Source organism: Micromonospora sp. WMMD736 (assembly GCF_049179015.1).
Classification (GTDB): Bacteria; Actinomycetota; Actinomycetes; order Mycobacteriales; family Micromonosporaceae; genus Micromonospora.
Genome location: NZ_JBMHMI010000001.1, coordinates 258,958 through 271,837, shown reverse-complemented (window position 1 = coordinate 271,837; position 12,880 = coordinate 258,958). Strand labels below are relative to the sequence as shown.

Below are 12,880 nucleotides of genomic sequence, written 5' to 3'. Positions count from 1 at the left end.
GCATTACATTCGACGGATGTCGATACAAGCGCGGTGTCGCGAGCCTGTCGGACACTGCGGGGCCGACCCGTTCGGCCGCGCACCCACCCCCACCGGCGGACGCGCCACGCCGGGCCGACACGTAGCCTGCGCAGATGCGACACACCCTCGCACCTGACGACAGGACCCTGCACGGCCACTTCTCCCCCGACCTCGCGCCGGTGCTCACCATCGACTCCGGCGACACCGTCACCTACCGCACCCTGGACTGCTGGTGGTCGGCCGGCCCGTACCCCGGCGGCGCGAACCGGGACCGCCCCCGGGTCGCGCAGCGGCGGCCGGAGGACGGGCACGCGCTCGTCGGGCCGGTCGCGGTCCGCGGCGCTCGCGCCGGCCAGACCCTCGCGGTACGCATCGACGCGATCGTCCCGGGCAGCTGGGGTACGACGGTGGCGGGCGGGTGGCCGAGTGTCTTCAACGAGCGCTACGACGTCGAGTCGACACAGGTGGTACACGCCTGGGAGCTGGACCCGGCGACGATGACCGGTCGCAACCAGCATGGCCACACCGTGGCGTTGCGCCCCTTCATGGGGGTGCTCGGCATGCCGCCGGCCGAACCCGGACGGCACTCCACCACCCCGCCGCGCGAGTGCGGCGGCAACCTGGACTGCAAGGACCTGACCGCCGGCAGCACGCTGCTGCTGCCGATCCCGGTCGACGGAGCCTTGTTCTCGGTCGGGGACGGGCACGCGGCGCAGGGCGACGGCGAGGTGGGCGGCACGGCGATCGAGTGCCCGATGGACGAGGTGACGCTGACCTTCGACGTCCGCGACGACTTCCCGATCACCGGCCCGGTGGCCCGTACCGCCGACGCCTGGCTGACGCTGGGCGTGGGGGCGTCCCTCGACGAGGCGACGTTCCGGGCCCTGGCGGAGATGATGACCCTGCTGCAACGGTTGCACGGTCTCAGCCGGCCGGACGCGGTGGCGCTGGCCAGCGTCGTCGTCGACGTACGGGTGACCCAGATCGTCAACCAGACCGTCGGCGCGCACGCGGTGCTCCGCGACGACGCGTTGCGCTGAGACCGGGCGCGCCGCCGGTCGTCGTCAGCGCAGTCGGCGGGCCGTGAACCGGGCCGGTGGCTCGGCGATCGCGTCCTGCGCCGCGACCAGTTGGATCTCCCGGGTGCCCGCCGTCAGGGTCGCTTCCAGGACGGTGAAGACGGAGGAGACGGTACGCTCCAGCGCGGTGGCCGGTGATCCGGTGGTCGACAGGTGCGCCAGGTACAGCGCCGCGGTGATGTCGCCGCCGCCGTTCGGGTTGATCGGCAGCAGCGGGGTGGTCACCGCCCAGGCGCCCTCGTCGGAGACCGCCACCACCTCCAGCGAGCCGTCCGGCGCGTCGTCGTGCAGCACGCTGGTCACCAGGACGTGCCTCGGCCCGGTGGCCCGGACGACGTCGACCGCCGCCAGCACCTGCGCGAGGGTGGTGGTCGTCCGGCCGGCGAGGAAGTCCAGCTCGAAGTGGTTCGGGGTGATGATGTCGGCGCGCGGCACGACGGTGTCGCGCAGGTACTCCGGGATGCCGGGCCGGACGAACATCCCGCGCCCGACGTCACCCATCACGGGGTCGCAGCAGTAGACGGCGGCCGGGTTGGCGGCCTTCACCTGCGCCACCGCGTCCAGGATCACCGCGCCCATCGCCGGGTCGCCCTGGTAGCCGGAGAGCACCGCGTCGGCGCTGCCGAGAACGCCCCGGTCGGCGATGCCCGCGATCACCTCGGCCACGTCCTCGGCGGCCAGCAACGGGCCACGCCACGCGCCGTACCCGGTGTGGTTGGAGAAGTGGACCGTCAGTACCGGCCACACCTCGTGCCCGAGACGCTGCAGGGGGAACACGGCCGCGGAGTTGCCGACGTGGCCGTAGGCGACCGACGACTGGATGGACAGGATCTGCACGAAACCATCATGGCCGTCGGCGGCGGCACGGGACGCGCGGCCCACCGATTCTGTCGACTGGCCCACTGTCGCCGCCACGCCGACCGCGCCCGACGGTCGATCGGCACGGGCGGGCGGCCCGGACCGTCGTGGTCCGGGCCGCCCGAGGGGTCGTACGGTCAGCCGCCGAGGCTCGCCGCGGCCGAGGCGATCGACGAGGCGAAGTAGCTCACCTGGGTGTAGACGCCCGGGTAGTTGGGTCGCGCGCACCCGTTGCCCCAGCTGACGATGCCGACCTGGATCCAGGCGTTGGTGGCGTCGCGGCGGAACATCGGACCACCCGAGTCGCCCTGGCAGGTGTCGGTGCCGCCGCTGGCGTAGCCGGCGCAGATCTCCTCGGCCGGGATCAGGTCGCCACCGTAGTTGGCGTTGCAGATGGAGTCGCTGACGAACGGGACGGTCGCCTTGAGCAGGTACCGCTGCTGGCTGCCACCCTCGCGCGCCGCGCCCCAGCCGGCGACGGTGAAGGTGCCGTTGTCGTACGCGGTCGTGGTGGCGATCTTCAAGGTGCTCAGCCCGGTGACGGGGGTGGCCAACCGGATGAGCGCCCAGTCCTTGCCGTTGCCGTTGTAGCCGGGCGCCCGGTAGACGTAGTTGGACCGGACGGTGATCCGGCTGGACGACTGGAGGTCCACCACCCCGAGGGTCGCGGTGATGCTGGTGTTGGTGCCGGTCGCGCCCACGCAGTGGGCGGCGGTGAGCACCAGCCGGGAGCTGTAGAGGGCGCCGCCGCAGCCCATCGAGAGCCGCACCATGAACGGGAACTCGCCCTGGGCGGCGCGGGTGCCGCCGACCACGTTCGGCGTGACGGGGTTGTCGGCCGCGGCGGCGGGCGCCGTGAGGGTGAGGCTGGCCGCGGCCAGCGCGGCGGCCACCAGGCCGGTGAGGGTACGCCAGCGAACCATGCAATCCTCCGCTTCGGTACGGCACGCCTCGTGAGCGCACCTGATCGATAGCGGCCATCGTATTGATGAAAATGGATGTTGCGGCTCATCCTCTCTGGGTCGTACCCCTGGGTTATGGATCGCTGGACGTCGCCCGCGGGCCGTGGACCCGGTCGACTCACCGGGGCACCGACTCCTGCCCAGCCAGCACCACCAGGTCGTCGGCCGCAACGGACACGGACGCCGTCGCACCGTCGGGCCAGACCAGGTAACCCACCGGAGGACCCGCCGATCCCCACCGCGCCCCGACGATCGTGGCCAGTCCGGCGTCGTCCGCCCCGGCGACACGTCGTACCCGGGTGCCCGGAGCGTGCCCGTCGTCGGCGACGATGAGCAACGCGTCGAGGATCTGTCCCACGCCGACGGTCGGCAGTCCCGGCACGTACGGCTCGTCCGCGGACCCCAGGTGCGGCGTCATCATCGTGCGCAGCAGCGCGGCCTGGCGGACCGCCGCGTGGCGGAGCTGCCCGTCGACGCCGGCCCCGACGACGACCAACGCTTCCTCGATCGCCGACCAGAGCCGCGTCGGCGTCCGGTCGAGCAGCCGGCGGGCCTCCCGGTCGACGTCGGCGCAGGCCGTGTCGACCGCCGTGTCCTCGCCCAGCTCCGCGATCCAGGCGACGTCCCCCACCTCGGGCAGCAGCCCCGGCGACTCGGCGGCGACCACGAGGTACAGCATGGCGAGCAACTCCTGCCGACCCTCACCGTGGTAGAGCCGACCGACGCCGGAGCCGGCCGACCCGCGGCTGGGCGGGAAACGTCCGACGAGGTGCGCGGCGCGCCCTTCCGGCAGGGTCGCCGCGCGGCGCGTGTCCGCCACCCGTTCGCCGAACGAGCGCCGTTCGCGGTGGTCGACGAGGGCCTGACGGTACGGGTCGACGCCGGTCGGATAGATCGTCCGGCCGTACGTGGCGAGGGTCTCCCCGGGTGCCAGACCGACCGATTCCAGGTGCCGGGCGGCCGCCGAGTAGCTGACGCCACTGCGAGCCGCCTGCTCCCGGATGGCGCGCCTGCGGGCGCGGCCCGCAACGGGGGTACGGCGGGACGGGTGATCGGACATCGACGCCTCCGGTGCAGCCCCACGCGCTCCACGGAGCGGGCGGCGTGACCGGCACGCCGAGAATCGACACGACCGCGCGGAGTCGGCGACTCTTGGCCCCGGGCATGTGGTCGGGCGTGGGCCACCACATCGGGCGCGGGCAGGCGCTCTGCCGCACCCAGCATATCGCGACCGGCACGCACCCGGCCGCCCTCGCGACGGCACCGTGTCAGCGGACGTCGGCGGTGCTGTCGGCGGCGTGTCGGAGCCGTGTCAGGTGCGCCGCGCACGCTGGTCGGCATGACAACCGATCTGGTGATCGAGGCCGAGGGCCTCGTCAAGACCTTCGGGAAGACGAGGGCGCTGCAGGGCGTCGACCTCGCCGTACCCCGGGGGACGGTGCTCGGGGTGCTCGGCCCCAACGGCGCCGGCAAGACCACGGCCGTCCGCATCCTCTCGACCCTGCTGGCGCCGGACGCCGGAAGCGCCCGTATCGGCGGCTTCGACGTCGTCCGCGACGCCGGGCGGGTCCGGCAGCGGATCGGCCTCACCGGCCAGTACGCCTCGGTCGACGAGGACCTGACCGGGCGGCAGAACCTGGAGCTGTTCGGCACGCTGCTGGACCTCGGTCGCGTCGGGGCCCGGCGGCGGGCCACCGAACTGCTCGAATGGTTCGACCTGACCGACGCCGCCAACCGGCCCGCCAAGACGTACTCCGGGGGTATGCGGCGGCGGCTCGACCTGGCCGCCAGCCTGGTCGGCTCCCCCGAGGTGATCTTCCTGGACGAGCCGACGACCGGGCTGGACCCGGCCAAGCGCGAGGACATGTGGGACGTGGTCCGGTCGCTGGTGACGAACGGCTCGACGGTGCTGCTCACCACGCAGTACCTGGAGGAAGCCGACGCGCTGGCCGACGCGATCACGGTGATCGACCACGGCCGGGTCATCGCGCACGACACGCCCGACGGGCTGAAGCGGATCGTCGGCGGGCAGACCCTCGAGGTCCGGCCGTCCGACCCGGGGCAGCTGCCCCGGACCGCGGCGATCCTGACCGAGGTCGGCTCGGGCGGGCAGGCCGACGAGATCCGCAAGGGGGTCCTCGCCGTGCCGGTCGCCGACGACACGGCGCTGACCGAGAGCGTCGCGCGGCTGGCCTCCGCCGGCATCGCCGTCACCGAACTCTCCCTGCACCTGCCGAGCCTCGACGAGGTGTTCTTCACCCTCACCGGACGTACGGCAGCCGAGGACGACTCCACTTCCCGTACGGAGGTAGCGGCATGAGCACCCTGTTGGGCGCACCACCCACGACGGGCCCGGCGCTGTCGACGGCACCGGCACACCGGCGACCGTTCCCGCTGGTGCGGCACTCGCTGGCGCTCGCCAAGCGCAGCCTCATCAAGACCTGGCGTACGCCCGAGGCGCTGATCGACGTCACGCTGCAACCGGTGCTGTTCCTGGTCATCTTCGTCTACATCTTCGGTGGCGCGGTCGCCGGCTCCACCCATGACTACCTGCAGTTCCTGCTGCCCGGCATCCTGGCGCAGACCATCGCGACCGGGGCGATCGCGATCGGCGTGAACCTCAACACCGACATCGCCAAGGGCATCTTCGACCGGTTCCGATCCCTGCCGGTCCCCCGCTCCGCACCGCTGGTCGGCGCGGTCCTCGGCGACGTCGTCCGGTACGTCATCGTGACGGTCTCGACCCTGGCGATCGGCTACCTGATGGGCTTCCGGATCGAGACCGACCCGTTCCGGGCGATCGCCGGCTGCGCGCTCGCGGTGCTGTTCGCGCTCTGCCTGAGCTGGCTGCCGGTCTGGGTGTCGATGAAGGTGCGCACCCCGGGCGCCGTGCAGGGCCTGATGTTCGCCCTGATCATGCCGTTGAGCTTCGGGTCGAACGTGTTCGTGGGCACCGACACCCTGCCCGGCTGGATGCAGGCCTTCGTGAAGGTCAACCCGATGACCCACCTGGTGGCCTCGGTACGCGGCCTGTTCCTCGGCACGCCGCTCGACGCGCACGTGTGGTGGACCCTCGCCTGGTGCGCCGGCTTCGTCGCGGTGTTCATGCCGATGGCGCTGCGCGCCTACCGCAGGAAGGTCTAGCTAGAGCAGGTCGTCCATCAGTTCGCGGATGCGGGCGACCGCGACGGCGACCGGGCGCTCGCGCCACGCGGCCAGCAACGGCTCACGCCGACTCTCGTCCCCGAGAGCGGCGTTGAGCCGTTCGCCCTGACCGGTCGGCAGGAACATCTCCATGTGGGTGCCGATCCGCCGGGCGATCGCGGTCAGTTCCCGGGCGGTCTCCACGTCATCCCGGTGCGCGGCGAGTTCCGCCCCGCCCGACGCCCACGCGCCGATCACCGGCAGGTCCCGCGACGTGAGCGCGTCGTCGCGGGCGAACGACAGCAGCGCGGCGGCACGGGCATCGGCCTCGCCGCCGGTGTCCCCCCGGGCGTGGGCCACCCGCAGGTAGAGCACCGCCGCCGCGGTCCGCAGCATCACCCGCGGCTGCGGCGGCGGTCCGGTCCAGTCCACGAGGATGCGGCTCACCTCGTCGGCGCGGGCGAGCGCCTCGTCGTACCGCTCGCGCCGCCAGGCGAGCTGGGCCAGGCCGAGCAGCGCCTGCGCCACGTCCACCTGCTCGGCCTGACCCGAGCCGACCAACTCCGCCAGCCGCCGCTCCGCCTCCTCCTCGCCGGTGAGGGCGAGGTGCACGTCGAGGCGTACCCGCACCGACCGCGCGTCCTGCTGGGCGCCGACCATCTCCATGTGCCGGACGCTGCGCGTCAGCCACTCGGCCGAGCGTTCCTCCCGTCCGGGCAGCAGGAACTGCCCCACGGCGCCCGCCGCCATCGCCATGCCCCAGTGGTCACCGGCGGCCTCGAAGCGGTGGTACGCCTGCTCGGCGTCCTCGATCGACGACTCCGGCAGGCCGCCGTTCTCCCGTACCGCCGCGCGCGCGAACAGCCCGAGCCCCTGCACGTACGGGTCCGGGTGGGCGATCAGTTCGTCCGCGCTCTTCAGACTCTCCTCGACGTCGGACGTGTCGAAGCCGGGCAACGCCGACGCGAGCGCGGTCATCCTCGGGGAGACCTCGGCGGGCCGTTCGCCCAGGAGGGTGCGCAGGGCCCGCCGGGCGAGCACGGCCGGGCGGAAGTCGGCGCTGATGCCGGCGTTCACGCCGATCAGCAGGCACGTCCAGGCGAGCCGGTCACCGTCGGGCAGTGGTCGGCCGCTGACCCGGCCCCCGACGATCGCCGACCGGCGGCGCCGCCCCGGGTCGTCGGCGTGCAGCAGTGAGCGTGACCAGGCCAGCACTTCGAGGTGCAGGCCGCGCACCGTCCAGAGGTGCAGCAGCGCGGCGGCCACGTCCACGGCGGCCGGCTCGTCGTCCGCCGCGAGCGCCCATCGCAGGCCCGCCACCAGGTTCTCCTGCTCGGCGGCGCAGCGGTCGAGCGCCTCGACCTGGCCGGGCCCGATGAACCGGCCGGCGATCGTCACCGCCTCGCGCCGGGCCCAACCGGTGAGGCCGGTCATCGCCGCGTCCCGCTCGCCGGACGCGCCGAGCCGGGCCTCGCCGTACTCGCGGACGGTCTCCAGCATCCGGTAGCGCGGTGGCCCGTCGGCTTCGACCAGGGTCAGTAGAGACTGTTCGACGAGGGTGGCCAGGCCACGACGGACGTCCGGCGTCCCGGCGACCGCCGCGGCGAGGTCGGCGGTGAACGGCGCGGGGATGACCGCGACCCGTTCCAGCAGCGCCCGGTCGTCGGGGGCGAGCAGTTCGCGGCTCCAGTCGACCATCGCCCACAGGCTCGCGTGGCGTTCCGGCAGCCCACGCAGCGCGTCGTCGAGCAGGGCGAACCGGTCGGCCAGGCCGGCGAGCACGTCGTCGATCGGCATGTGCCGCAGCCGCGCGGCGGCCAGTTCGAGGGCCAACGGCAGGTTGTCCAGCCGGTTGCACAGCGCGAGAGCCCGCGCGGTGTCCCAGGTCGGCACCGCGCCACCGGCCCGGGCCCGGGACTCGACCAGCCCGAGCGCGTCGGGGTCCGGCAGGGCGGTCAGCCGGTGGACCCGCTCGCCCGCCAAGCCCAGCGGGGCGCGACTGGTGGCGAGCACCGCCACCTCCGGGGAGGCCACCGCGAGCAGGTCGGCGACGACGGTGGCGACCGCGTCGAGGACGTGCTCGCAGTTGTCCAGCACGACCAGCCCGTCGAGGTCCGGCGCGACGGCGCGCAACCGCTCCTCGGGGCTGAGCACCCGGCGTTCGAGGCCCAGGTTGCCGCCGGTGGAGGAGGTGTCCGCGCCGCCGAGCGCCGCGAGCACGGTGGGCAGCACCTCGTCGGGCGAGCGCAGGCCGGCCAGCTCGACCACCCGCACCGCCCGCCCGGACGCTGCCGTGCGCCGGGTCACCTCGGCCGCGAGGCGGGTCTTGCCCGCGCCGCCGGTCGCCACGATCGTCACGAGGGCCGACTCGTCGAGTGCCGACACCAGGGCCTCGACGTCCCGCTCGCGGCCCACGAGCGCGGTCATCGGCCGGCGCCACGCGGCCGGCAGGACGACCCGCGCCGGTGGTCGGGGTGGCGCGACGACGGTCGGCGCGGTCAGTTCGCCGCGCAGCAGCGCCAGGTGGGCCTGGGTGACCACCGGGGACGGGTCGGTGCCGTAGCGGTCGGCGAGGTCGTCACGGAGACGTTCGACCACCTCCAACGCCTCCGCCTCCCGTCCCTGGGCGGCGAGCACCCGTACCAGCAGGGCAGCGGACGGCTCGTCCGGCGGCGTCCGCGCGGCCAGCCGGCGCAGGTCGGCCTCGTCGTACGGGCCCACGCCGGCGAGCGCCGCCTCGGCGCGCAGCGCGGCGACGGCGGCGAACAGGCGCGCGTCGTCCGCGCCGACGATCTCCGGCACCTCGGGGAACAGGGCGCGGGCCCGGTCGGCCGCGTCACGGGCCGCGCGCGCGTCGCCGGCCCGCAGGGCGAGCCGACCGCCCTCGACGAGCGCCCGCGCCTCGACCGCGTCGACGGTGACCTCCTCGGCCGGCAGGCGGTATCCCCCCGGCACGGCCACCACGGGCAGCCCGAGACGGCGGACGCGGGACACGAGCGCCTGCACGGCTCCGGTCGCGTCGTCCGGCGGGGCGCCGTCCCACACCGCGTCCACGAGCAGGCTGGTGGAGACCGCCCGCCCGCGCGCGTCGACGAGCGTGCGGAGCACGGCGGCCAGCCGCTCGCCCCGGACCGGCCGGCCGTCGACGGCGAGGGGACCGAGGATCGTGATCTGCACGGGACCAGCATCCCCCACCCGCACCACCGGACCGAGCAGGGTGCCCGACGGCGTGGGGTGCGGTCCCCGCACCGTGGTGCGTACAGTTTCGGGTCGGACTTGGGGTGGGCCGGGCAAACCGGCACAGGAAACGGGACGAGACAACGACGCATGACGGTGGACAACATTCCCGACAACGCTCAGGACGGCATCGACCGGCACCGGCTGGAGACCTGCCTGAGCGTGTTCGAGGCGTTGGAGGCCCTTCCTCCCGACCACCCCGACGTGGTGCGGGTGCAGCGGGCCACCGCGAGGCTCTACAAGGTCATCAAGCAGCGGCGACGTGAGGAGCGGCGGGACGCCATCCTGGCGGCGGACCGCGCGGTGACGGAGGCCACGGCCACCGGCGCCCCGGGGCGGATCGACGACGAGACCCAGGGCATCCCGCTCGCCTCGCCCACCGCCGGTGCGACGGCGGGATTCCTGCACAATCCGCGCGGTTGCTACGTCTGCAAGCAGCGCTACCGCGAGGTGGACGCCTTCTACCACCAGCTCTGCCCGTCCTGCGCCAAGCTGAACCGGGAGCGGCGGGACGCCCGTACCGACCTGACCGGTCGGCGCGCGCTGCTCACCGGCGGGCGGGCGAAGATCGGCATGTACATCGCGCTGCGGCTGCTACGCGACGGCGCGCACACGACGGTGACGACCCGGTTCCCGCACGACGCGGTCCGCCGGTTCGCCGCGATGCCGGACAGCGCGGACTGGCTGCACCGGCTGCGGATCGTCGGCATCGACCTGCGCGACCCCGCGCAGGTGATCGCCCTGGCCGACTCGGTCAGCAGCCAGGGCCCCCTGGACATCCTGATCAACAACGCGGCGCAGACGGTCCGCCGCTCACCCGGTGCGTACGCCCAGCTCGTCGCCGCGGAGGCCGCGGCCCTGCCGGACGGTCCCCTGCCAGAGCTGATCACGTTCACCAAGCCGGCCGGCGCGGGCGGCGCGCTCACCAGCGGGTCCGAGTCGCCGGCCCTCACCCCGCACGCGCTCACCGCGCTGGCGTTGACCAGCGGATCGGCCTCGCCGGAGCGGATCGCGGCGTCCACCGCCATCGACGCCGGTGGCCTCGTGCCGGACCTCGACCCGGTCAACAGCTGGGTGCAGCGGGTGCAGGAGGTCGACCCGGTCGAGCTGCTGGAAGTGCAGTTGTGCAACGTGACCGCGCCGTTCGTGCTGGTCAGCCGGCTACGTCCGGCGATGGCCGCCGCGCCGGCACGCCGCAAGTACGTGGTGAACGTCTCGGCGATGGAGGGTCAGTTCGGTCGCGGCTACAAGGGGCCGGGGCACCCGCACACCAACATGGCCAAGGCCGCGTTGAACATGCTGACCCGCACCAGCGCCCAGGAGATGCTGACCGACGGCATCCTGATGACCAGCGTCGACACGGGTTGGATCACCGACGAGCGGCCGCACCCGACGAAGATGCGCCTGGCCGACGAGGGTTTCCACGCCCCGTTGGACCTGGTGGACGGCGCGGCCCGGGTGTACGACCCGATCGTCCGCGGCGAGCAGGGCGAGGACCTGTACGGCTGCTTCCTGAAGGACTACGCGCCGTGCGCCTGGTGAACGACGAGGAGACACCCATGCCATCCGACCACGATTCCTGGCCGACGCTGGACGAGTTGCTGCGCGAGGAGGCGGAGCTGGAGCGTACCGGTCTGTCCGAGATCGACGCGTACGAGCTGGGCATGCGCGCGGTGGCCGCCGCGCGCGAGCGGGCGCTGCCGGTGGCGGTGGGCGTGTGGCGGGCCGGGCGTCAGCTGTTCCACTGTGGCCTGCCCGGCTCGACGCAGGACAACGACGCCTGGCTGCGCCGCAAGGGCCGGGTGGTGATGCGGTTCGAGCACTCGTCGCTGTACGTGGCCCGGCTCTGCCGGGACAAGAACGTGACGCTGGCCGAGCGCTACGGCCTGCCGGCCGACCGGTACGCCGCCGCCGGGGGCGCGCTGCCGCTGCGGGTGCGCGGCACCGGCGTGGTGGGCTGGATGGGCGTCTCGGGACTTCCGCAGTTGGACGACCACCGCTTCGTCGTCGACATCCTGCGGTCAGCGGCGCAGTAGTCCGGCGAACCCGCCGCCCGTCCGACGTCGGACGGGCGGCGGGGTGTGTCCGTTCAGCCGGCCCGACGGTTGGCGCGCACGGCGCCCAGGATCACGCCGGGCTTGGCCAGCGACAGCGGGTGCGCGCGCATGGAGACGACCTCGTTGAACCGACGCGCGGTCGCCACGTCCGTGACGGTCGCCGTGAGGATCTGCCGGCTCACCCAGCTGGAGATCCGGTAGCCGCGCGGGTAGGGACCGTCGACGTGCGGCAACGCCAGATCGGCGGAGGTCGACGTCGACCACGCGGCGTCGACCACCACCTTCTGCAGGTCGAGGAAGTGGCGGGCCGGCACGCTCAGGTCCGGGCCGCCGCGTAGGTACGCCGACAGGCAGGCCGCGTGCAGGGCGGCGGCCGTCATCCCCTGCCCGTACACCGGGTTGAACGACGCGACGGCGTCGCCCACGCTGACGAGCCGGGCCGGGAAGCGCCGCAGCGCGTGGAAGTCCCGGCGCCGGCTGTCGGCGTGGTGGTAGGTCTGCACGTCACCGAGCATCTCCTGGTCGGCGACCTCGCCGAACTCGGGCGGGAACTGTTCGCGCAGCCGTCGGACGAAGTCCTGCGCGGTGCGTCCGGGCCGGTCGTCGCCGTAGCCGGCCATCATGGCCATCCACCGGCCGTCCTCGATGGCGAAGACGGCGGCACCGGCGACGTCCGTCATGGTCCCTGGGGTGTGCAGGGCCATGACGACGCGCGTCTGCGGGGTCTGTTCGGGGCGTCGGAACAGCGCGGTGGCGTAGTTGAGGTGCACCGGCATCCGGCGGGTGGCGGGCCGCTCCCAACCGGCCTGCTCCAGCCAGTCGGAGAGCCGGCTGGACCGGCCCATGGCGTCCACCACCAGGTCGCCGCCCTCGACGCCGGCCACCCCGTTGACCTCGCAGCGTACGCCGGTGACCGCGTCGCCCTCGACGACGAGCCCGGTGGCGCGGGCGGTGAGGGTCTTGACGTTGGGGAGCCGGAGCACCTGCTGGCGGATCAGCCCCTCCAGCAGCGGACGACTGCCGGCGAGGCTGTCGTCGTCGTCGGGTACGACGACCTTGCGTCGACCGTCGAGGTAGCTGCGTCGGGTGGCGGGTGGCGCCTCGACCGCGCCGTGGGCGAGCGCCTGCTGGCGGAACCCGGGGAACATCTGCTCCAGTTGCAGAAGGCCGCCGGGCAGCAGCGCGTGCAGTTGGGTGCCCTGGGGTACGCCGGGCCGTGCGCCGCTGACCTGCGGGTCGTCCCGATCGATGAGGATCACGCTCTCGGCGTGGTCGGACAGGACCCGGGCGGCCAGCAGGCCGGCGACGCTGCCGCCGACCACCACCGCCTTGCCCAGGACCGGGTTCGGCTGCTCGGGAGGTCGCACGGCGTTCAACGCGGCGAAGACCCGAACCGGGGAGAGGGACATGGTGCTCTCCAAAGGAGTACGAGGCAGGGCACCTCTCCCCCGGGTCTGTCGCACGGACAGACCGGCGGCGCCGGCCGTTCGACAGGATGCCTGACGATAGTTGCACAGGGAGT

Annotated in this window: 10 protein-coding genes; 5 read left to right on the top strand and 5 right to left on the bottom strand. The window is 73.5% G+C overall.

Translation table 11 applies throughout. The annotated features are described in order from the left end of the window. Positions 1-134: 134 nt before the first annotated feature. Positions 135-1,061, top strand: a complete 927-nt coding sequence (locus tag ACN269_RS00965; protein ID WP_421470516.1) for an acetamidase/formamidase family protein — start codon at positions 135-137, stop codon at positions 1,059-1,061. Between the two features lie 24 nt (positions 1,062-1,085). Here the strand turns inward: ACN269_RS00965 and pdxY are convergent, their stop codons facing one another. The 3 genes from pdxY to ACN269_RS00950 all read right to left on the bottom strand — a co-directional run bounded on the left by pdxY (position 1,086) and on the right by ACN269_RS00950 (position 3,980). Further along, on the bottom strand, positions 1,086-1,937 hold the full coding sequence (gene pdxY, locus ACN269_RS00960) for a pyridoxal kinase PdxY (protein WP_421470515.1): 852 nt from the start codon (positions 1,935-1,937) through the stop codon (positions 1,086-1,088). A gap of 158 nt (positions 1,938-2,095) precedes the next feature. Then, on the bottom strand, positions 2,096-2,881 hold the full coding sequence (locus ACN269_RS00955) for a S1 family peptidase (protein WP_421470514.1): 786 nt from the start codon (positions 2,879-2,881) through the stop codon (positions 2,096-2,098). Positions 2,882-3,038: 157 nt separating this feature from the next. After that, entirely contained in the window at positions 3,039-3,980 is a 942-nt protein-coding gene (locus ACN269_RS00950; protein WP_421470513.1) for a hypothetical protein, read from the bottom strand. Between the two features lie 279 nt (positions 3,981-4,259). Between ACN269_RS00950 and ACN269_RS00945 the strand changes: the two genes are divergently transcribed. Then, the gene (locus ACN269_RS00945; protein ID WP_421470512.1) at positions 4,260-5,240 is read left to right on the top strand and encodes an ATP-binding cassette domain-containing protein; all 981 of its coding nucleotides are present in this window, start codon (positions 4,260-4,262) and stop codon (positions 5,238-5,240) included. Beyond that, positions 5,237-6,064 (top strand): ABC transporter permease, encoded by an 828-nt coding sequence (locus ACN269_RS00940; RefSeq protein ID WP_421470511.1) that lies wholly within the window; start codon positions 5,237-5,239, stop codon positions 6,062-6,064. Before ACN269_RS00945 ends, ACN269_RS00940 begins: the two co-directional genes overlap by 4 nt. Here ACN269_RS00940 and ACN269_RS00935 read toward each other — a convergent pair whose 3' ends face one another. Then, complete coding sequence (locus ACN269_RS00935) at positions 6,065-9,241, bottom strand: BTAD domain-containing putative transcriptional regulator (RefSeq protein ID WP_421470510.1); 3,177 nt, start codon at positions 9,239-9,241, stop codon at positions 6,065-6,067. Positions 9,242-9,391: 150 nt separating this feature from the next. On the opposite strand from ACN269_RS00935, the gene ACN269_RS00930 reads away from it, so the two are divergent. Together ACN269_RS00930 and ACN269_RS00925 are read left to right on the top strand one after the other, a co-directional pair. Then, positions 9,392-10,843: an SDR family NAD(P)-dependent oxidoreductase gene (locus ACN269_RS00930; protein ID WP_421470509.1), complete on the top strand. Its 1,452-nt coding sequence runs from the start codon at positions 9,392-9,394 to the stop codon at positions 10,841-10,843. Positions 10,844-10,860: 17 nt separating this feature from the next. Then, a complete protein-coding gene (locus tag ACN269_RS00925) occupies positions 10,861-11,337 on the top strand; it encodes a heme-degrading domain-containing protein (RefSeq protein ID WP_421470508.1) in 477 nt (158 codons plus the stop codon). A gap of 53 nt (positions 11,338-11,390) precedes the next feature. Here ACN269_RS00925 and ACN269_RS00920 read toward each other — a convergent pair whose 3' ends face one another. After that, a complete protein-coding gene (locus tag ACN269_RS00920; protein ID WP_421470507.1) occupies positions 11,391-12,767 on the bottom strand; it encodes an FAD-dependent oxidoreductase in 1,377 nt (458 codons plus the stop codon). Between the last annotated feature and the right edge of the window lie 113 nt (positions 12,768-12,880).